Source organism: Wolbachia endosymbiont (group A) of Icerya purchasi, assembly GCF_947251635.1.
Taxonomy (GTDB): Bacteria; Pseudomonadota; Alphaproteobacteria; order Rickettsiales; family Anaplasmataceae; genus Wolbachia; species Wolbachia pipientis.
Genome location: NZ_OX366357.1, coordinates 26,046 through 47,943, shown reverse-complemented (window position 1 = coordinate 47,943; position 21,898 = coordinate 26,046). Strand labels below are relative to the sequence as shown.

Below are 21,898 nucleotides of genomic sequence, written 5' to 3'. Positions count from 1 at the left end.
AAAAAATAGATGAGGTTACCCATGGAAGATATAACAAAACTGTTTTGTTTGGTCGATGATTTTTGCAGAGATATAGAGAAAATTTTGCAGGCAAACTACTGCCAAATGGTAAAAAACCCACAAGAACAACGGAAATTGAGCACTCTGAAATCATGACAATAATCCTGCTATATCAACAATCTCCGTGTAAAAATTTCAAAACTTTCTATCTACATTACCTAACGTTGCTCTACAAATCAGAGTTTCCAAAGTTGCCTTCATATACCAGGTTTGTTGCTCTAAAGCCTAGGGTTTTGTGGCATTTAGCAATGTTGTTGCATTGGCTTTGTGGACAGTCAGAAAACACTGGAATTTCATATATAGACACAACTCCCATTGCAGTTTGTCATGCAAAAAGAATATCCAAAAACAAAGTTTTTGCTGGAATTGCAAAATTAAGCAAGAGTACTTACGGCTGGTTTTTTGGTTTCAAATTACATATGGTAATCAATGAAAATGGTGAAATTCATGCACTTACGCTAACAAAAGGCAATGTTGATGATAGGATACCTGTGCCAAATTTGACGGAAAAATTAACCGGCCTTTTGTTTGGTGACAAAGGTTATATTGCAAAAGAGCTTTTTCAGAAGCTGTTTGACCGAGGTTTGAAACTTGTTACCAAGGTGAAAAAAGGTATGAAAAATACATTAATTTCGCTAAATGAGAAGATTTTACTGAGAAAAAGGTCTATCATTGAGACTGTTTTTGGTTACCTAAAAAATAGACTAGAAATTGAACACACTCGCCATAGATCCCCTGTTGATTTCTTGGTTCATATCTTTTCTACTCTCATCTCCTATTCCATCAAATCCAAAAAGCCTTCTATTTCCTATACTTCCTTCCTTAATCCAGAATTCGCGTTCCTAGTAGAAACGCTTTTGTAATTGCAACATTCGTGCAATCTTTAGCCATAAACATTAAGAAATTTACCAAATAAAAAAAGGCAAAAGAAGCCCCGTGGTGGTTGGCTATTTACCATGTACTAAAATATCGGCGTTTTTTTTATTCTAAAACGCTTGATTAAGAGCGATTTAGCTGCTTTTAACTTGCAACTAACCTACACCGCAAGTGTTTAAGAAATTTACTAAGCAGGAAAAAAGGCAAAGAAACCCCGTAGTAGCTAGCATTCAAATTCTCCCTTGTCAATTTGACGTTTTTTGCTGTCTTAAACGCTTTGTAAGCGCGTTTCGGCTTATATAGGTAAAAACCTAAAGATTTTTAAAGACATGCGATGCACGTAGTGCGAAAAATTAAACATGAGACGCCAAATACCCTAAGTTTTTTGTCATTAACTTGCACAGATTGCGAAGATAAATAAATAGCTTCAGTCTCATGATAAGGGGGCTGGCGGAGTTTGTCAAGTAAGTTTTTTCGTTTCTGTGACCAGTTGGACTTAAAGTCTACACAAAAAACGTTTACAACCAACGTTCAACATGGTAAATTAAAAACGGTTTATTCCTCGGTAGCTCAGTGGTAGAGCAGTTGGCTGTTAACCAATTGGTCGCTGGTTCGAATCCGGCCCGGGGAGCTCTTCTCTGTTGAATTTTAGTGTTGATTTTATATGGGCATTAAATCAGTCGTTTTATGTATACTAGATGGCTGGGGAAATAGAGTAGAAAACAGTAAATACAATGCTATTAGCAACGCAAATCCACCCTGTTGGCAATATATTAGCTCTAATTATCCAAAATGCAGTTTATCCGCCTGTGGAACTGATGTGGGGTTACCTGGTGGTCAAATAGGTAACTCAGAAGTTGGCCATATGAATATTGGCAGTGGTAGAGTGGTAATACAAAGCCTTCAGCGCATTAATCAAGAGATTGGAACAATAGAAAACAATGTAAATCTACAAAGTTTTATTAATGATCTAAAAAGTAAGAACGGAGTATGCCATATAATGGGATTGGTGTCTGATGGTGGTGTTCATTCGCATCAAAAGCATATTTCAACTTTAGCAAATAAAATATCACAGCATGGAATAAAAGTGGTGATACATGCATTTTTAGATGGCAGAGACACATTGCCAAATTCAGGAAAAAAATGCATTCAAGAATTTACAAAGAGTATAAAGGGAAATGACACAAGAATTGCTACTGTTTCTGGGCGTTACTATGCTATGGATCGTGATAACAGGTGGGAGAGAACAATTGAAGCTTATGAGGCTATCGCATTTGCAAAGGCACCTCGTCATGATAATGCAGTATCGTTGATTGATGAAAATTATCAAAATAACATAACTGATGAGTTTGTCAGGCCTGCAGTAATAGATGATTATCAAGGTATAAAACCAGAAGATGGAGTGCTGTTGGCTAACTTTCGTGCTGATCGAATGATACAATTAGCAAGTATTTTGCTTAGTAAAACAAACCATACTGAAATAGCAAAACTCTCTTCAATTTTAAGCATGATGAAATATAAAGAAGATCTCAAAATTCCTTATATTTTTCCTCCTATATCTTTTGCTAACACTTTAGGACAAACAATAGAAGACAATAAATTGCAACAATTACGCATCGCTGAAACCGAAAAATATGCTCATGTGACTTTCTTTTTCAATTGTGGAAAAGAAGAACCTTTCTCTGGTGAAGAAAGAATACTCATTCCCTCACCAAAAGTTCAAACTTATGATTTGCAGCCCGAAATGTCAGCCTTCAAGCTCACAGAAAAGCTTGTAGAAAAAATTCACTCCCAAGAATTCGCACTGATAGTTGTAAATTACGCTAATCCTGATATGGTAGGGCATACAGGTAATATAAAAGCAGCCGAGAAAGCTGTGCTAGCTGTAGATGGTTGTCTTGCGAAAGTGCTGAGTGCTGTTAAAAAGTCAAGCAACACCGCATTAATTGTTACTGCAGACCATGGTAATGTGGAATGTATGTTCGATAAAGAAAATAATACACCTCATACAGCACACACTCTAAATAAAGTGCCATTTATTGTGTCTTGCGATAATCTAAAACTAAGAGACGGAAGGTTATCTGATATTGCCCCTACTATTTTACAGCTACTTGGAATTAAGAAACCTGATGAAATGACAGGTAGTTCGTTGATTGTATAGTACACCTTATGCTACTATAACTCTACTGTTGAGGGTTGGTTCTCATTAGGAAACAAAACACTGTGCATAGCAGATAGCATATCTATTTGCTGCTCTAAATGACCATGCTCTGCTTCCACATTAGAGTACCGAATATTGTTTTCTCCAGCATATACAGATAAAGAACCATCGTCTTCAACCGCTTTGTTGTTTTGCAATATTATATTAAAAACTCTCTTCTGTTTTAAAGCCTCAAACCAATCTTCAACTGTTGTGTAGAAAAACTCACCCGTTCCGCTTTCTGGACATACTTCTGGATAAATCTTCAGTACATCACGGGAAAGTGGTGGAGAAAAATAGCTTTTGAATGAGTAGCTGGGAGAGTTGTAGTTATTATGCAGAGCGATGACATGGTCTTGACCAGGAAGCAAGAAATCTAAAATTTTTTCTGCAAAATTTCTAACTGCTTTCAAAGCACCTTCTGAAAAATTGCCAAATTCTTTTAAACCAGCCTCTGCAGCCACGTTGTCAAATATACGATTGGATCGAATTCATACCGCTCACCATTTAAGTAAAATTCTACATTGCGTGGGGTACCATCACCATGGGTAATGTACAGCATTCTTCCACCAAACTGCTGGATTATACGCTCGCCAGCTTCTTTTGAAGTTACTTCATTTTGATGCACATTGATAAAATTGATTCCACTTGTATCGCTACTTTTAATAAAAAGCTTAACTGTGGTATCACCTAACGTTAGATCATATTCTTTAGTGTCGATGTTTGACATTTTACTGCTATTAATAATAAAAGTAAATAAATAGCCCAATTTTTACTTTATGCTAGCTATACGCTTTTACTTTTAAATTCTTTGCTGTCAATATTAATGATTCATTAAAGAAGCCGTCAATATCACCAATATTACCTATATTTTTTGTACTGATAGATTGGTCAATTCTTTTAACTAGATTAGATAAAACTTTATTAGGACCAATTTCAACAAATTTGTTAATGCCACGGCTTGCCATATACAAAACCATTTCTCTCCATTTCACTCTGCTTATGACTTGTTTAACAAGTAAAGCTTTTATAATTTTGGGATCATTCTCCTCTTTAGCTGTAACATTTGATATCAAAGGAACTATAGGACGGGTTATTTTAATACCCTCCAAAAATTCCAAAACTTTTTCATCAGCAGGTTTCATAAGAGATGAATGAAAAGGCCCACTAACCTGTAATTTAATTAGTTTCCTCACACTCGAGTTTTTGAATAAATCGGGTAACATTTCAAGAGCTTCTCTAGTGCCACTTATAACCACTTGTCCGCCACCGTTATCGTTTGCAATTTCACAAATTCCGTCAATTTGAACTGATTTCAATATATCTTCCACTTCATTTATCTCTGCTCCAAGCAACGCAACCATTCCGCCTTTACATTTCAGTGAAGCTTCATGCATTGCTTCGCTGCGAACTTCCAGCAGCTTGATTGCAGACTCAAGCGTTAACGCTCCTGCAGCACACAGCGCTGTATATTCGCCAACTGAATGCCCACAAACATATTTAACATTGTGATCAGTGAAAAGAGATTTGCCAAACACATGCTCCATAACACGTAGCATTGCAATTGATACTGCCATTATAGCTGGCTGAGCGTTTTCTGTAATGGTTAATTCTTCAATAGGACCGTTGAAGATTAAATGAGACAGCTTTCTATCCAATATGCTATCTACTTCATTAAATACTTGTCTTGCAACAGAAAACTCACTATATAAGCTCTTTCCCATTTCTACAAACTGAGAGCCCTGACCGGGGAAAGCAAAAATCATGATAGTTATTATTTATTCCTTATTAAATATACTACTTTATTTATTTTTTGTCAATATTTTAGAATAATGATTGACTTAGTGAATTAAGTTCACTAGAATATTAACTGACTAAAAGTTTATAAACAACAATGAATTATCATAAAATTATTATAGTTATGACAGACGGTCAAGAGTTTGAAACTCGTTCCACTTATGGAAAGGAGGGAGATAGGGTAAAACTTGATAGAGATCCTCTTACTCACCCTGCATGGACTGGAAGTTTGATAAGCGGGTTAGCAAGTAAAACTAGCAAATTAGCTAAGTTTAACGATAAATATGGAAGCATTTTCTAATTTTCCTCCTCTTTAAGTTTTAGAGAGTTTACTGAAGCATGCATAAATATAAAAATATAGGCTATGTTGCTTCTCCATCACCAAAATCGCAGGAAGTATCTAAACTATTAAAGAAACTTAATTTTATCAATATAACAGAAGAAAATAAGTCCGAAATCGATCTATTGATAGTTGTTGGCGGTGATGGCTTTATGCTACGCACTTTGCACAATTACGTCATAGAAAATAAAAACATGCATGTGTATGGGATAAACACTGGCAATGTTGGGTTTTTGATGAATAAATGCTTTAGCTGCAGTGAAGATTTAATTGATCATATAGAACATGCAACTTCAACTCAGTTAACTTTGCTAAAAATGGAAGCAACAGACACAAGTGGCAAGAGGTATCACTACATAGCGGTAAACGAGGTATATGTTTTTAGAAAAGCGAACCAAATAGTAGAGATGAATATTACTATCAACGATAAGCTAAAAGTAGAGAAATTTAGAGGGGACGGAGTAATATTATCTACCCCCACAGGCAGCACTGCATACAACTTCTCTGCCGGTGGCCCAATCTTGCCGCTAAATTCAAATTTACTTGCACTCACTTCTATCAATAGCTATTACCCAAGGCATTGGAATGGAGCACTAATCTCAAATGATACGATCGTACAAATTGACATTAACGACACAAAAAACCGTCCAGTACTTGTAGTATCAGATTACAAAGAGTTTCATAATATATCGCAGATAAAAATACAAAAAGACCATGAGAACACAATCACTCTGCTTTTTGACAAAGATTACCCTCTGAATGAAAGGATCTTTGATAGACAATTTCTATACTAATAATGTATCTGTTCAGATGCATGGCTAATGTACAAATATTGAAACAAAAATTCCAGTGCCCCTGTGATGTCATTCCAGTGCTTGACACTGGAATCCAGCTTTTGATCGAAAATGTTGTATAGTACACAATCAAATTTTCTGGATCCCAGTGTCTGGGCACTGGGATGACACCCATTTGTTCCTATAGTTGTCTTTTCTCGTCTACCTTATTTTGCCACTCTGCTAAACAGATACATTATCTGTAAATTGGTATTTACTAGATCTTAATAACTATAGCGTAATCAACACAACATAGTAATTAATTTTGGAGCAAATATGCCTGGATCAGTAAATGAAAATAACTTCACACCAATTCCAATACCTAGAACAAGTACTCTCAAAAAAAATGATGAAGAAATAAATCCACCATCGTCTAAAGAAGCAGAAAAAACTATCTCAAGTGCTATGCTGGATATGGCAGGAAATAATACACTATTAATATTTGACTTTGATCAAACAATTACCAATCAGTCTATGCACAATTTCTTTGTATCCAAGAACTATAGTGATTATAATTCTGGCGAAAAAAATGCGGTAACTAAAGAAAAAATAGAAGAATTTTTACAAAACCCAGGAATCAAAAATAAAGAAAAGCTAAGGCCTGTATTAAAATCTGCACTCTCAAGTGGAGTAGAAGTTGCTATTGTATCGTCTGCAAAATACATAAAAGCAGTAGAGTATGTAGTGAAAAATCATTTAGGTTTAACAGAAGAGCAGGCACAAGGTATTAAAGTAGTTGGAGGAACGACTAAGCGTCAAGATCCACTAACAGAAGTAGCTAAAAGAATGAATGAGCCTCAAGATCCACAAATTGAAAAACATCTATGTGTTTTATATCTTTTAAAAGCATATAAGAAAGACAAAGGTATGTTACCGCAAAAAGTAATGTTAATTGATGGTAATCAGCGGAACATTGATCCTGATGATGACTTCCGTAGAAACGTAGAGGAATTATTAGAAAAAGATATGGGGAGTTTCTTAGAAAATATAGATCAAAAAATAGTGGAAGTTGATATCAGTGAAGAGGAATTAAAAAATATCACATTTAAAGGGATTAATGTATCTAGTGAGCAAACAACAGAAACAGACAGAGCAACGGATGATGGTTATTTAGGCAAAGTAGAAAAATGGATTAAAGAACCTACACATCAGAATCTTCAGGATATTAAAAGTCCAGGTACGTTTCCAACTTCACCACCATCATATAAAAGCAAAGATGACTCTGAAGAGTCTTTGTCACTAAATTCTGATATAGGTAGCACAACAAATAAAAAAACAAACAGATTCTTGCCAAGAGCAAAGTATGCCATGCAGCAGAAGGGTTTTATAATTTTTGGTGCAAGTGCTATTATACTCAGTATATCTGCAGCTTTATTATATTTACAAGATAAAGCAAAATTTATTGCATTTTTTACAAACAGCCCAAAATATATCACTATACCAGTTATCGCACTTGCTGCATTGCTTGCAATTGGTCCAATATTTTTTGCAACAAGGCAATTTATAGATACTGAAGAACATTCCATTCAAAAAAAAGATGCGGATAAAATTTTAGCTGAGGTGTTGGAGCACCAGCCAAAAGATAAAGCTATAAAATCTGTAAGACTGGAATATAGCAATGGCACTCATTCAAATTTTGTACTTAATGCTTGGGAAGCTAAACAAGGCTTCACTAACATTGACGAAAAAGTAATTACTAGAACTAATAAAATAAAATCAGTAATTAACGACAGACCAATATTTACTGCATTATTTACTGGTGTAGTTGCTGCAAATATAGCGCTTCCTCTATGGCTATATGCGGAAGGCGGTGTTAATAACGTACAAAAATTTTACCAAAACCCTTTGACTAATAACATAGGATTATTATTACTTATAGGTTCTGGTATACTTGCATTATCAATTATATGTCTTGGCGTGCATTATTATAGAAAAACAAATTGCACTAACCTTATATATTCTGAAGGAGAGATTGATCCTAAAGATGTTAATGGGAAATTCATTGAGGAAATAAAACGAGAAAGAACAAATGTTCTTGGGGAAAATCACAGTAAAGACGCTAAACGCAGCAGCTTAACGCTTGAGCAAGTTGTGGTTCAATCTCATAATTGTAAGGATATTGTTTATAGTGTTGGTTAATAAAATGCATGATATAGCTAGTGCAGCCCTACGTCACACCGCGATTCATTCGCGGTATCTCTAGATCCCGCTAACATGTAGCGGGATGACGATTGTCAGGGTAGCACCTCCCTCCCCTGTCATCCAAGTAGCTGACACTGGGATGACAAAAAAAGGAGCACTGAAATGACATCCTCCTAGTAGAGATCGCTTTTGTAATTGCAACATTCACGTGTATCCGTTCAGCTAAGCGGTGTAAGAGATGATAGATAAGAGGTTTTAGAAAGGATTGAGACCCCTTTGTTTCCATGTCAAGTATAATGAAATTATCCGTTCAAGGAATGCATTTCCCCGCTTCGATTGGGTAAAATATGAATTTTTGCGATAAACGACATAATGCCGAATTTGCTGTTCAGCATGGTTATTTGTCAGCGGAATATTTTCTGGGTCATCTAAAAATTTCCACATCATTCTTTCAGATTTCAAAATATTCTTTGCAACTCGAGAAGCTCCAATTGCTTCAGGTAAGCGAGATATTTCCTTCAAATAATACCTCGTACGTTTTCGCAATTTTCTTGCACGTCTGGCAAATCTTAAAATGTCTATCTCATTTTTTAGTAAAGCTTTTTTTAGTGCAAATAATTCAGTAGCGACATCTCTTACATAACAGCCAAGAATCTTAACTTCAATGTTCCAGCTATGAGCCAGCCTTTCAAAATCTCTTATTAAATAAGCCCAGCAGATTTGCCTTTTCTTATCATTAAAGTAGTTGTAGGCTGAATATCTATCAGTTACTATCAAACTATTGCGATTGCAAAATGTGCTGTCTTGCAAAACATTCATTCCTCTTGATTCTGTCAATTTTACAAAACTTGCCGTATTGCTTGTAAACATCCAACACCAGCCAAGTTTTCCTTTGTTATAGTGACTGGTTTCATCGATATGCAAAACCTCACTTCTGCTTATTTCTTGTTCGATTTGCTCATATGTTTTTTCGCATTTTAATGCAACTCTGTGTTCACTATTTGATATGCTGCCGACACTTATGTTCAAATTAAAAATGTCATTTATGATACTAGCCACTTCACGCTTTGAGTTTTTGTAAAATCCGCTGAGTGCTGCAATTATAGACTTAACCCTTGGACCAAATGTATCTGGCGTAACACCTTCTGGTAACTTGCTACTTTTTCTTTTTCTGCATCTCCGACAACGACCATGTTCCAATTACTACATAAGGCCTAATTTCCGGAAGATCAACTTTTTGGTGAACATAAGGTTTTTCGCATATTACAAGCTCTCCTCCGCATTCGCAAATATTAAGCAACTCTATTTTTACTACTTTATCCGCTTCCATTGTGGCATGAAAATTTCCTTTATGCCCAACCTAATCGCCAACATTCCTTTCGCTTTTTGGCTTGTCCTTTTTTATTTTGTATAGCTCTTTTGAGCTGGGCAGGGATGAGTTTTTTGAATTTAAACCGAGCCTTTCCTTTAATTCAGCGTTCTCTATCTTTAAAGCTTTATTTTCTGCTTTTAAGTTTTCTATCTCTGCTTCCAGTTTTTCTATTTTTTGCTGTAAATTTTTGCAAAGTTCTAAAAGGTTTACCACATTACCTCACTTTTGCTCTATGATTATCTTTATTATCTTGCTTTGTCTACCTTATTCTACCACTCCGCTGAACGGATACCTTGGGTTAGCTATAGCTAACACCACAATTGTACTAACATTGTGATTTGAGAACAACCTTCACCAGAAAGGGTGTCATTCCAGTGTCAAGCACTGGAATGACGAGAGGTAACGCAAGAAGTTTATTCTTAATAAAAACCTGATGATGAATCATTATTACCAAATTTCGGCCTATTTCTGTTGCTGAAACCAGAACGAGGACGAGGAGGCCTCTTATGGTGACTTCCTCCAGGTTTTCTACTAAATGAATTATTGTAATAATTATCCCTGTCATTTGGACCATCTTTCCTTTCCTCGTTGTAAAGCTCACCTTCAAAAAACTCTCCCGTCTCTTGATCAACCCGACGTCTTGACAACTTTGGACACCCACCTTTTTCGAAGTCAATTACTAGTGCTTTGAAAGTATCATCTTGTTTAAGTACGCTCTCTATAGAATCTATGTGTTCATTAGCTACTTCACTTATGTGCATTTTTCCTTTTCTGCCATTAAGAAATTCAAGCTCTACAATAGACTTCTCTATTCTTACAACTTTGACATCAACTATAGAACCTTGTTCTAGTTCTGTTATTGAATCAATCATCATACTCTTTGCAATTTCAGCTTCAGTGCCACTCGTAGCAAAAACAGAAACTTTACCATCATCTCCTATTTCAATTTTTGCATTACTTCTTTCACACACACTGCGTATATTTTTCCCCTTAGAACCTATAGCAGCAGAAATTTTGTCTTTATCTATGTAAAATGATAACATCCTTGGTGCATGGTCTTTGACATCATCACTGTGTTCTGAAATCACTGCATTCATTTTTTCTAAAATATGTAATCTTCCAGCTTTTGCCTGTTCTAAAGATTTTTCAACAATTTCAAAGCTTATACCAGAAATTTTCATGTCCATTTGTAGCACCGTAACCCCTTCACTAGTTCCTGCTACTTTAAAGTCCATATCACCAAGATAATCTTCATCACCAAGTATATCGGAAAGTATTACATACTCGTCTTTATCTTTGATGAGACCCATAGCAATTCCAGCAACAGGGGCCTTTATTGGCACACCCGTATCCATTAAAGCAAGAGAAGTCCCACAAACTGTTGCCATAGAAGAAGAACCATCAGACTCCAAAATTTCAGACACTACTCTTATTGTATAAGGAAATTCAGATTTATCGGGTAAAACAGGATGAATTGCTTTCCAAGCAAGTTTGCCATGACCGATTTCTCTTCTTCCTGGTGCACGTGCAGCAGAAGTTTCTCCAACAGCAAATGAGGGAAAGTTATAATGCAACATGAAATTCTCACGTCTATCCCCTTCAATATCATCCACAATTTGCTCATCTTGAGTAGTGCCAAGAGCAGTAACAACCAGTGCCTGAGTATTGCCTCTTGTAAATAGTGCAGAACCGTGAGTTTTGGACAGAATATCAACTTCAACTTCTATCTGACGTATCTCATCATGCTTACGACCGTCTATCCTTACACCTTTCTTCCTAATTATTTCACGTACTAAAGATCTTTCAAAGTTTTTTACTGCATACATAATTAACTTTTCATCTTTTCCAGTTTCTTTAAGAGTATTCAATATATTCTCTCTGATCGCTTCTAAAGCTTGAACTCGCTCTTGTTTTACTGTTTGCGAATATGCTTTTTCAAAATCTTTACCGTATTTTTCGAGCTCTTGTGTTATATCTGATGTATCAATAGGAGCAAAGCTCTTAGGTTTATTGCCAATTGTATCAGCAAACTCTTTTATGAGCTTAATGACAGGCTTAAGGTGTTCATGGCCAAATTTTATTGCATTAAAAACATTTTCTTCAGAGAGCTCTTTCACTTCTGATTCAACCATTAAAATTGAATTTTCATCACCAGACAAAAACAGATCCAAGCTGCTTGCTTTCATCTCTTGAACAGAAGGGTTGAGTATATAGTTATTATTTTCATCACAACCAACCATCACTCCAGCTATAGTAAAGTGAAAGGGAACACCAGAAATTGCAAGAGCTGCAACAGCACCAATCAATGCTGGCACTTCAGGAGGATTGACTGTATCATAAGTTAATAGATTGCACACCACACTAATTTCATCATGAAATCCTTCTGGGAATAGTGGTCTTATACTTCTATCTATTACTCTTGAGATTAAAGTTTCTCTATCAGATGGCTTACCTTCTCTTTTAAAAAACCCGCCAGGGATCTTACCTATGGCATAGCTTTTTGCGATAAACTGCACATTTAAAGGTAGGAAATCAACGCTTTCTTCCTTCTTTTTACGTACAACAGTTACTAAAACAGAAGTATCACCGTAATTTACAACTACTGAACCATGAGCTTGGCGTGCTATTTTTCCTGTTTCTAAAGATAAGGCACGACCACCCCACTCTATAGATTTTTTTATAATTTTAAACATATTAAATTCCTCGATTATTTTCTAATGCCTAACTTCTCTATTAATTCCTGATAGGCTTCATTACCAAATTTACGCTTTATATAATTTAAGTGCTTGCGTCTTCTACCTATCAATATAAGTAAACCACGCTTAGAGTGATGGTCATGCTTGTGCACTTTAAAATGCTCAGTTAAGTTACTGATCCTCTCGGTCAAAATTGCACATTGTACAAAAGATGAGCCTGTATCATCTTCTTTAATTGCATATATATTTATCAAACTCTTTTTCTTTTCGGATGTTATCGACATCTAAACCTCATTTTAAATATTAAAAACACGAATAGGTTTCACACAACCATAAATAAAACTGCAGATTGCAATAGGTACACTACCCACTACCGTACAACAAATATCATGATTCTTTAAATTACGCAAGTTATTTAATACAACTTCCTGACCTTTTCTGATTTTCCCCGCATCTTCTAACGCAAATTCTGGATTAAGGAAGGAAGTATAGGAAATAGAAGGCTTTTTGGATTTGATGGAATAGGAGATGAGAGTAGAAAAGATATGAACCAAGAAATCAACAGGGGATCTATGGCGAGTGTGTTCAATTTCTAGTCTATTTTTTAGGTAACATAGACCTTTTTCTCAGTAAAATCTTCTCATTTAGCGAAATTAATGTATTTTTCATACCTTTTTTCACCTTGGTAACAAGTTTCAAACCTCGGTCAAACAGCTTCTGAAAAAGCTCTTTTGCAATATAACCTTTGTCACCAAACAAAAGGCCGGTTAATTTTTCCGTCAAATTTGGCACAGGTATCCTATCATCAACATTGCCTTTTGTTAGCGTAAGTGCATGAATTTCACCATTTTCATTGATTACCATATGTAATTTGAAACCAAAAAACCAGCCGTAAGTACTCTTGCTTAATTTTGCAATTCCAGCAAAAACTTTGTTTTTGGATATTCTTTTTGCATGACAAACTGCAATGGGAGTTGTGTCTATATATGAAATTCCAGTGTTTTCTGACTGTCCACAAAGCCAATGCAACAACATTGCTAAATGCCACAAAACCCTAGGCTTTAGAGCAACAAACCTGGTATATGAAGGCAACTTTGGAAACTCTGATTTGTAGAGCAACGTTAGGTAATGTAGATAGAAAGTTTTGAAATTTTTACACGGAGATTGTTGATATAGCAGGATTATTGTCATGATTTCAGAGTGCTCAATTTCCGTTGTTCTTGTGGGTTTTTTACCATTTGGCAGTAGTTTGCCTGCAAAATTTTTCTCTATATCTCTGCAAAAATCATCGACCAAACAAAACAGTTTTGTTATATCTTCCATGGGTAACCTCATCTATTTTTTTATAATTGCTGAGTTTACCCTGTTTTCTGCCTTTTCTATTCTCCTTTAATCCAGAATATTTTAAGGGAGTATATATTGATTTGATGAGCAAGATTAAAAAGCTATTACCCCAAAAAACATCAAATAACTTACATAAGTTTGATTCGACGATCATAAATTTATCGGGATATCTCATAAAAGATGGGCTAAAAATAGGCGGTAAAAGTAACGACAGTCAAGTTAAAGTGAGTGTAGGATTAAAGGATCAATTGCCGACAAGTATAAGATTTTGTAAAGGACAAGAAGAAAGTAGTGAAGATATGGCATTAGTGAGAGCAATTAATGAAGCTAAAGTTGAAAAAGAGGATATTTTATTATTTGATAGAGGAATCAGAAAAGTTGGAACTTTTGCCGAATTTGATGAAAAGGAGTACAAATTTATCACAAGAGTTAAAGTAGGAAGAAAACATGATGTTATAAGCAGGAACAAAGTTATAAGAGAACAAAAATCGGATGGATCAGAGATTTTAGAAGATATAATAGTTAATCTTTATCGTGCACGAGGTAAAGTGGCAGAAAAGCATGATCTACGGCTAATAAAAATCAGAAATAAAATTGGAGATGAAATATGGTTTTTGACAAACTTGTTTGAAATGCCAGCTTATGAAGTAACAGAGCTATATAGGCGCAGATGGATATAGAAGTGTTCTTTAAATTTATAAAGCAAAATCTTGGATATAAGCACTTTTTAAGCCATACTATGAATGGCATGAAGGTGTATATTTACATGATTATTATTACGGCTTTGTTATTTCTTGTTTATAAAATCAAAAATAATCTACATGGGTTCAAAATAGCATTACTGCAATTCACATTGGATCTAAATGACTCTTTTATACGTTCGATTGTTTTACTGTCGGGAGGTAATTTACATGCCGTTGATCATCTCATATCACGTTATTTTTGATACTTTCAACACTTATGGATCATACACCTAAAGTACTCCGACACTGGGATGACACCCCGGGGTTTCTGGGATGACAAAAAAGAGCCCCCTGAGCAAAAATCTTATAGCCACTTGAATGATAATTGACTTTTTGCCTAAACTAACTAAGAAAGAAACTTCTCATCAAGATAACTTAAATATATACTAATTCTCTTATTTTTAAACGATTTCTCATCATGAATTGCATGATCAAAAACCTGAATTTGACTTGTTATAATGCTACAATTATTATTTGTAACTTCTAATACGCCACTATCAATTACAACCTTCTTTTCTGTTTGGTTACTCATTTTAACAGTAATCATACCAGGCAATAAATAAATTAAGTAAGGAGCATGGTGAGCTAAAATCATAAGCTCCCCTTCGAGCCCAGTTACTGAAAGAGAAACCACTCCACTGAATGAAATTTGATCATCAGGAGAGAAAAATTGCACTTTAAAAGTATTCATAATCTTTAACTTTTATTTAGCTTCAGTTTGTATTAATTCAGCCTTTTTTATTGTTTCATCTATATTCCCCACCATATAAAAAGCAGCCTCTGGTAAGTGATCATATTTGCCTTCAACAATCCCTTTAAAACTGGAAACAGTATCAGAAAGTGAAACAAATTTACCAGGCATGCCAGTAAATATTTCTGCAACGTGAAAAGGTTGAGAAAGAAATTTCTGAATCTTACGAGCCCTATCAACAATAATTTTATCTTCATCAGATAGCTCATCCATACCAAGTATTGCGATAATATCTTGCAGTGATTTATAAGTTTGCAATATACGTTTCACCTCAGAAGCTACCTTATAATGTTCTTCACCAATGATTTCAGCAGATAAAGACTGAGAAGTTGAATCAAGTGGATCAACAGCAGGGTATATTCCCATTTCAGCTATTTGCCTTGATAACACTGTGGTGGCATCAAGATGAGAGAATGTAGTTGCTGGAGCTGGATCAGTTAAATCGTCTGCAGGAACATATATAGCTTGCACAGAAGTAATAGAGCCAGAAGTTGTTGAAGCTATTCTTTCTTGCATTGCACCCATATCAGTTGCAAGGGTTGGCTGATAACCAACAGCTGACGGTATTCTTCCAAGTAAAGCAGAAATTTCAGAACCAGCTTGTGTAAATCTAAAGATATTATCCACAAAAAATAGAACATCTTGGTTTTCACGGTCACGAAAATACTCTGCCATAGTAAGTGCTGTTAAAGCAACTCTAGCCCTTGCTCCAGGAGGCTCATTCATCTGACCATAAACCAAAACAGCTTGAGATTTTTCATGCTCATTTATATTTATTACATTTGAAGTGATCATCTCGTGATAAAGATCGTTACCTTCACGCGTTCTCTCCCCTACCCCGGCAAACACAGAAAATCCTTTATGAGCTTTTGCTATATTATTAATTAATTCCATTATTAGGACTGTTTTACCAACACCGGCTCCACCAAATAAGCCAATTTTTCCTCCTTTAAGATAAGGTGCAAGAAGATCTATAACTTTTATTCCCGTAACTAAAACTTCTTCCTGTATTCTCTGTTCAGTAAAACTTGGAGGTGCTCTGTGTATAGGCTCTAAGTTATATTTTCCCTTCAGTGGACCACACTCATCTATAAGCTCTCCAACAACATTAAAAATCCTTCCTAAAGTTGAACGCCCAATTGGCACCGATATTGGTGCACCTGTATCAACAAATTCATCCCCCCTTGACATGCCATCTGTGCTATCCATAGCAATACAACGAACTATATTGTCACCTATATGCTGCGAAACTTCTAAAACCAGCTCCTTATCCTTATATTTTAGTTTGCTTTTTAAAGCATTAAATATTTTAGGCAATTCACCTTCAAATTTTATATCAACAACTGCTTGAGTTACCTTAATCGCTCTACCTATATTCATCTCTTTATTTTTATCACCTAACACTATAATTCCATAAAAGAACTTCTAAAGAAAATAAATTTTATATTATTAATAGAAATTTTGCAACATTAAAACGCTTACTAGTTACGCTTCATTACAAACAATGCAAATGCATTTAATAGCCAAGTAATAATAAACAATACTAAACTAAGCGCATAAGCAGCAAGAGTTTGTACACTATTGAAATCCTGATCTCCGGTAAGTAATGTAGCGATCTGCACGGTAATGGTAGTAACTGAATTAAGAGGGTTAAAAGTCAAATTTGCGTTGATTCCCACAGCCATTAGCACAATCATTGTTTCACCTATTACTCTTGAAATTGACAATAAAATTGCACTTAAAATTGTAGGCATTGCATAAGGTATTGTTATATGCCATATAGTTTCCGCTGGAGTTGCGCCAAGTGCCATGAAGCCATAACGCAAGCTTTTTGGAACAGATCTTATGGCATCTTCGAGTAAAGAAATAATAAAAGGAAGAATCATTGTCCCAATCGATAAACCGGCAACTAAGGCACTTTCTGAGTGTATACTTAAACCAAAAAAATTTGCTACCTGCTTTATAAAGAAAGACAAAAACACAACCGCGAAATATCCATATACAACCGTAGGAATAGCAGACAAAACTTGCAAAGTTGTATTAACAATATAACGCACTTTCTCACTCGCATATTCACTAATATATATTGCAGAAAATAAACCAAGCGGAACGACAACTAACATTGCTATAATAGTTATAAGTAATGTACCAACTAAAAGCGGCGCTATACCAAAACATCCTATCTTCTCTTCATTGATAGTGACTACATTGTGGCCCCATTTCAAGCAAAACAAGAATTCTGAAATAGCTACTTTATTAAAAAAACTAATGGATTGAATAAAAATAGACAGCATTATAAATAAAGTGATAAAAAATGATATGGCCAAAGCCACAAATAACGAAAGTTTTATTATCTTATTTCTTTTATTTTTAAAGATAAAAGCAAGCATGAAAAAAAGTAACGCTATAGAAATAAAAGTTACAAAACAATTATTATAGAATACTAACAACCAAGTTAGCATCCATACACAACTAAGATATAGATAAGATTTAACCTTATTTACTTCTTGAAACCTACTAAAACAAAATAAAAGGATTAGTAAGACAGGTATGACTATCACCGAATTCATTCTTCCATGCATCAAATTTTATTCTACGAAAATGTCATACAAGTTCACCATTATTTGACAATAAAGTAAAATAATTTAAAATAAATAATTATATTAATATAAAAACAATGAAGAGAACATTTCAACCAAAAAATTTGATAAGAAAGCGCAGACACGGATTTCGTTCACGTATGGCAACAAGAGCTGGAAGAAAAATCCTTAATAAGCGCCGTTCATTAGGGTGTAACAAATTATGCGCATAGTAAGTATAAAAAAAAAGATTTTTCTTCTGCTTTCAAAAATAAGTTAGCACTCAACAGTCTTTTTTATCGTGGGCTTTATATATCACTGTACGCTATAAAAGAAAGAGAACCTGAAAAGTACATTCATACTATTAGAGTAGGTCTGGCTATCAGTAAAAAAGCCGGAAAAGCAGCAAAAAGAAATAAAATAAAAAGGCAACTACGAATGCTTGCTAAAATTAACATTTTAAATATAAGCAATATAGGGCACTACTACATAATACTAACTCATAAAAACATTATGCAAGCAAGTTATAAAAACTTACAAAAAGATCTAACTATTTGCTTAAAAAAGATAAAATAAAAAAAATCTCAATTAAGGTATTTACAACTATATTTTTTATGATAACATAAGTAAAATTTTTAAAATAAATTAATGGGTGTGGGTGTTTAATGGTAGAGAGTAGAAAAAAACAAGATAAAAATCTCAATATAAATACAAATAACGTTAAAGAAGATTTTTATGAATATAAAGAATCTAGTTATCGTACACAATGGGAATTAGCATTTGAGCAAAGCCAATACTTAGAGCAGAATAAAAATAAGCCTAGACCGCAATTATTAGATTTGAAGATAGAAGCAACTTCTCACAATAAAAAAATTATTCAAAAAAGTTAAAAAAGAAATTTTTATAAACTTGGCGACGACCTACTCTCCCTTTTCAAGTACCATCAGCGCTAAAAAGTTTCACTTCCGAGTTCGAAATGAGATCGGGTGGTTCATTTTTGCTACAGCCACCAAGTCAACAAAAATTTCTAACTTAACAATTTTAACTTAATATTTAACACTGCATACACACATATAGAAAGCAAATAAATCAATCAGGCTATTAGTACTAGTTAGCTTCACATGTTACCATGCTTCCACATCTAGCCTATCAACGTGGTAGTCTTCCACGGCCTTAATTGGGAAATCTTTTTGAAGAGGGTTTCTTGCTTATATGCTTTCAGCAATTATCCCATCTATACATAGCCACCCAGCGATGCTATTGGCATAACAGCTGGTACACCAGAGGTATATCCATCTCGGTCCTCTCGTACTAGAGTCAGACCTTCTCAAATTTCCTTCACCCACGGCAGATAGAAACCGAACTGTCTCACGACGTTCTAAACCCAACTCACGTATCACTTTAATCGGCGAACAGCCGAACCCTTGGGACCTTCTTCAGCCCCAGGATGTGATGAGTCGACATCGAGGTGCCAAACGGTGTCGTCGCTATGAACGCTCGAACACCATCAGCCTGTTATCCCCGGCGTACCTTTTATCCGTTGAGCGATGACCCTTCCATACAGAATCACCGGATCACTATGACCGACTTTCGTCTCTGCTTGGCTTGTCAGCCTCGCAGTCAGGCAAGCTTATGCCATTATACTATCAAGCTGATTTCCGACCAGCTCTAGCTTACCTTCGCACGCCTCCGTTACTTTTTAGGAGGCGACCGCCCCAGTCAAACTACCCACCATACAATGTCCTAGTTCCAGATAATGAAACATAGTTAGATATCAAAAGTGTAAAGGGTGGTATCTCAAGGTTGACTCCATTATAGCTAGCGCCATAACTTCAAAGTCTCCCACCTATCCTGCACATCACACTTTTAATAGCAATGTAAAGCTATAGTAAAGGTGCACGGGGTCTCTTCGTCTAACCGCGGGTACCCCGCATCTGCACGGGGAATTCAATTTCGCTGAAGTGATGTTGGAGACAGTGGAGAAATCGTTACGCCATTCGTGCGGGTCGGAACTTACCCGACAAGGAATTTCGCTACCTTAGGACCGTCAGTGTTACGGCCGCCGTTTACTGGGGCTTCAATTCGGAGCTTGCACCCTTCCTATTAACCTTCCAGCACCGGGCAGGCGTCAGACCCTATACTTCCACTTACGTGTTTGCAGAGTCCTGTGTTTTTAGTAAACAGTCGTTACTCCCTATTTTGTGCCACCTACTCATAGTTGCCTAAAAGCAGGTCACCCTTCTTCCGAAGTTACAGGTATAATTTGCCGAGTTCCTTCAACATCATTCTTTCAACACCTTAGTATACTCTACTCATCCACCAGTGTCAGTTTGCGGTACGGCCTCATAAATATAAGTGCTATTTCCTGGAGCTTCTTTTAAGCATAGATCAATCCAATAAGATCTATACAAATACGAAACCCGTCACACTTAAGAGGTTTAGGAATATTAACCTAATTGCCATCGACTACTCCTTTACGGACTCGCCTTAGGAACCGACTAACCCTACGCAGATTAACTTAACGTAGGAACCCTTAGATTTTTGGTGAGAGTGTTTTTCACACTCTTTTACGCTACTTATGTCAGCATTCTCACTTCCGATATCTCCAGCAGTTTTCACAAACCACCTTCACAGACTTACGGAACGCTCCGCTACCGCGCCTATTGATCGAAATCAATAAGCACTCACATCTTCGGTATACAACTTTAGCCCCGGTACATTTTCGGCGCAGAAAAACTTATTTAGACAAGTGAGCTGTTACGCTTTCTTTAAAGGATGGCTGCTTCCAAGCCAACCTCCTAGCTGTAATGGTTTTTCTACTTCCTTCCCCACTTAGCTGTAATTTTGGGACCTTAGATAGTGATCTGGGTTGTTTCCCTCTTCACCACGGACTTAGCACCCGTAGTGTGCCTGCTGTATAATTAATTGTTGGTATTCGGAGTTTAGTTAGATTTGGTAAGACGGTGAATCCCCCTAGTCTATCCAGTGCTCTACCCCCAACAACATACATACAACGCTCTACCTAAATAGATTTCGCGGAGAACCAGCTATTTCCAAGTTTGATTGGCCTTTCACCCCTAATCACAACTCATCCAATAATGTTGCAACATTAACTGGTTCGATCCTCCAGTGTGTTTTACCACACCTTCAATCTGGTCATGACTAGATCACTTGGTTTCGGGTCTAATCCATAAAACTAAAACGCCCTATTCAGACTTGCTTTCGCTACGCCTACACCTAACGGCTTAAGCTTGCTTCATAGATTAACTTGCTGACCCATTATGCAAAAGGTACGCTGTCACTCTAAATATCAATAAATTGATATAGAGCTCCAACTGTTTGTAAGCACTTGATTTCAGATTCTATTTCACTCCCCTCCCGGGGTTCTTTTCACCTTTCCCTCACGGTACTTGTTCACTATCGGTCGTTAAGGAGTATTTAGGCTTGGAGGATGGTCGCCCCATATTCAAACAGGATTTCACGTGTCCCGCTCTACTCAAGGATTTAAAAACTTTCTACTTATACAGGACTATCACCTTCTATGGTTACTATTTCCAGAGTATTCTAATTCTTATTCTTAAATCACTAGCCTTTTCCGCTTTCGCTCGTCACTACTAACAGAATCTCGGTTGATTTCTTTTCCTTTGGCTACTTAGATATTTCAGTTCACCAAGTTTGCTTTACATACTTAGTAGGTAATAACTAGCTAAACTAGTTGGGTTTCCCCATTCGGAAATCTGCGGATCAAAATTTGTTGACAATTCCCCACAGCTTATCGCAGCCTGCCACGTCCTTCATCGCCTCTTAACGCCAAGGCATCCATCAAGTGCTCTTAATAATTTATTTATCCGACTATATGCAGAATATGCAGAGTTAAATATTATTAAAATTGAATTGAGATTAAATTAATCTCTACCATAAAACTTGTCAAACATCTAAAAACTAAATTAATCTTTTATATATTATAACCTAATAAATAATATGTCAACGCCTTTTTGCACAAAACATTTACTTATATTATCAACAACAATATACTAGCAATCCTAAACAGTATAATCTGAGAAATATGTGGTAAACTTATATATACAGTAAAAATTAATAAAAAAGATATTTTGTAAGATAAAATGTGTTAAAATCAATTGCCTAAAAATGATAATAAACATTC

16 protein-coding genes, 1 tRNA gene, 2 rRNA genes and 4 pseudogenes are annotated in these 21,898 nt (G+C 35.7%); 10 read left to right on the top strand and 13 right to left on the bottom strand.

The features are described 5' to 3' along the window. Positions 1-21 precede the first annotated feature (21 nt). The 3 genes and pseudogenes from OPR17_RS00250 to gpmI all read left to right on the top strand — a co-directional run bounded on the left by OPR17_RS00250 (position 22) and on the right by gpmI (position 3,097). Positions 22-923: pseudogene (locus tag OPR17_RS00250) on the top strand (IS982 family transposase). 572 nt (positions 924-1,495) lie between these two features. Next, a tRNA-Asn gene (locus tag OPR17_RS00245) sits at positions 1,496-1,567 on the top strand. A 33-nt stretch (positions 1,568-1,600) separates the two neighbouring features. Then, positions 1,601-3,097, top strand: a complete 1,497-nt coding sequence (gpmI, locus tag OPR17_RS00240) for a 2,3-bisphosphoglycerate-independent phosphoglycerate mutase (RefSeq protein WP_265021695.1) — start codon at positions 1,601-1,603, stop codon at positions 3,095-3,097. A gap of 14 nt (positions 3,098-3,111) precedes the next feature. On the opposite strand, the gene OPR17_RS00235 is transcribed toward gpmI, so the two are convergent. The 3 genes from OPR17_RS00235 to fabD are packed head-to-tail and all read right to left on the bottom strand — an operon-like array spanning position 3,112 to position 4,902. Then, positions 3,112-3,549, bottom strand: coding sequence for a hypothetical protein (locus OPR17_RS00235; RefSeq protein WP_265021694.1), 438 nt, complete (start codon positions 3,547-3,549; stop codon positions 3,112-3,114). A 29-nt stretch (positions 3,550-3,578) separates the two neighbouring features. Further along, a complete protein-coding gene (locus tag OPR17_RS00230) occupies positions 3,579-3,866 on the bottom strand; it encodes a hypothetical protein (protein WP_265021693.1) in 288 nt (95 codons plus the stop codon). 52 nt (positions 3,867-3,918) lie between these two features. Beyond that, complete coding sequence (fabD, locus tag OPR17_RS00225) at positions 3,919-4,902, bottom strand: ACP S-malonyltransferase (protein ID WP_265021692.1); 984 nt, start codon at positions 4,900-4,902, stop codon at positions 3,919-3,921. Between the two features lie 128 nt (positions 4,903-5,030). On the opposite strand from fabD, the gene rpmE reads away from it, so the two are divergent. The 3 genes from rpmE to OPR17_RS00205 all read left to right on the top strand — a co-directional run bounded on the left by rpmE (position 5,031) and on the right by OPR17_RS00205 (position 8,245). Continuing rightward, positions 5,031-5,234: a 50S ribosomal protein L31 gene (gene rpmE / locus OPR17_RS00220; protein ID WP_265021691.1), complete on the top strand. Its 204-nt coding sequence runs from the start codon at positions 5,031-5,033 to the stop codon at positions 5,232-5,234. A 38-nt stretch (positions 5,235-5,272) separates the two neighbouring features. Further along, positions 5,273-6,067: an NAD kinase gene (locus OPR17_RS00215; protein WP_265021690.1), complete on the top strand. Its 795-nt coding sequence runs from the start codon at positions 5,273-5,275 to the stop codon at positions 6,065-6,067. Between the two features lie 315 nt (positions 6,068-6,382). Further along, positions 6,383-8,245, top strand: a complete 1,863-nt coding sequence (locus tag OPR17_RS00205) for an HAD family hydrolase (protein WP_265021688.1) — start codon at positions 6,383-6,385, stop codon at positions 8,243-8,245. 258 nt (positions 8,246-8,503) lie between these two features. Here the strand turns inward: OPR17_RS00205 and tnpC are convergent. The 5 genes and pseudogenes from tnpC to OPR17_RS00175 all read right to left on the bottom strand — a co-directional run bounded on the left by tnpC (position 8,504) and on the right by OPR17_RS00175 (position 13,751). Then, a pseudogene (tnpC, locus tag OPR17_RS00200) lies at positions 8,504-9,833 on the bottom strand (IS66 family transposase). 206 nt (positions 9,834-10,039) lie between these two features. Continuing rightward, positions 10,040-12,313, bottom strand: coding sequence for a polyribonucleotide nucleotidyltransferase (pnp, locus tag OPR17_RS00195; protein WP_265021687.1), 2,274 nt, complete (start codon positions 12,311-12,313; stop codon positions 10,040-10,042). Between the two features lie 14 nt (positions 12,314-12,327). Further along, positions 12,328-12,600 (bottom strand): 30S ribosomal protein S15, encoded by a 273-nt coding sequence (gene rpsO / locus OPR17_RS00190; RefSeq protein WP_006279944.1) that lies wholly within the window; start codon positions 12,598-12,600, stop codon positions 12,328-12,330. Between the two features lie 12 nt (positions 12,601-12,612). Continuing rightward, positions 12,613-13,639: pseudogene (locus OPR17_RS00180) on the bottom strand (IS982 family transposase). Beyond that, a complete protein-coding gene (locus OPR17_RS00175; RefSeq protein WP_265021431.1) occupies positions 13,602-13,751 on the bottom strand; it encodes a hypothetical protein in 150 nt (49 codons plus the stop codon). Before OPR17_RS00175 ends, OPR17_RS00180 begins: the two are co-directional and overlap by 38 nt. On the opposite strand from OPR17_RS00175, the gene OPR17_RS00170 reads away from it, so the two are divergent. Then, on the top strand, positions 13,744-14,340 hold the full coding sequence (locus OPR17_RS00170; protein ID WP_265021432.1) for a transposase: 597 nt from the start codon (positions 13,744-13,746) through the stop codon (positions 14,338-14,340). The genes OPR17_RS00175 and OPR17_RS00170 overlap by 8 nt on opposite strands. A 409-nt stretch (positions 14,341-14,749) precedes the next feature. Here the strand turns inward: OPR17_RS00170 and OPR17_RS00165 are convergent, their stop codons facing one another. The 3 genes from OPR17_RS00165 to pstC form a co-directional block, all read right to left on the bottom strand. Further along, on the bottom strand, positions 14,750-15,094 hold the full coding sequence (locus tag OPR17_RS00165) for a F0F1 ATP synthase subunit epsilon (protein ID WP_265021686.1): 345 nt from the start codon (positions 15,092-15,094) through the stop codon (positions 14,750-14,752). Positions 15,095-15,106: 12 nt separating this feature from the next. After that, positions 15,107-16,534 carry a F0F1 ATP synthase subunit beta gene (gene atpD, locus OPR17_RS00160; protein WP_265022128.1) on the bottom strand — a complete coding sequence of 476 codons (1,428 nt, stop codon included), beginning with the start codon at positions 16,532-16,534 and terminating at the stop codon, positions 15,107-15,109. 101 nt (positions 16,535-16,635) lie between these two features. After that, on the bottom strand, positions 16,636-17,724 hold the full coding sequence (gene pstC / locus OPR17_RS00155; protein ID WP_265022127.1) for a phosphate ABC transporter permease subunit PstC: 1,089 nt from the start codon (positions 17,722-17,724) through the stop codon (positions 16,636-16,638). A 107-nt stretch (positions 17,725-17,831) separates the two neighbouring features. On the opposite strand from pstC, the gene rpmH reads away from it, so the two are divergent. From rpmH to OPR17_RS00140, 3 genes and pseudogenes are all read left to right on the top strand, one after another. Continuing rightward, complete coding sequence (gene rpmH, locus OPR17_RS00150) at positions 17,832-17,966, top strand: 50S ribosomal protein L34 (RefSeq protein WP_253301990.1); 135 nt, start codon at positions 17,832-17,834, stop codon at positions 17,964-17,966. Between the two features lie 67 nt (positions 17,967-18,033). After that, positions 18,034-18,309, top strand: a pseudogene (rnpA, locus tag OPR17_RS00145) (ribonuclease P protein component); the annotation flags it as partial. An 89-nt stretch (positions 18,310-18,398) separates the two neighbouring features. Next, entirely contained in the window at positions 18,399-18,623 is a 225-nt protein-coding gene (locus tag OPR17_RS00140) for a hypothetical protein (protein WP_265021685.1), read from the top strand. A gap of 17 nt (positions 18,624-18,640) precedes the next feature. Here the strand turns inward: OPR17_RS00140 and rrf are convergent. After that, positions 18,641-18,747 (bottom strand): 5S ribosomal RNA (rrf, locus tag OPR17_RS00135). 66 nt (positions 18,748-18,813) lie between these two features. Further along, positions 18,814-21,579, bottom strand: a 23S ribosomal RNA gene (locus OPR17_RS00130). Between the last annotated feature and the right edge of the window lie 319 nt (positions 21,580-21,898).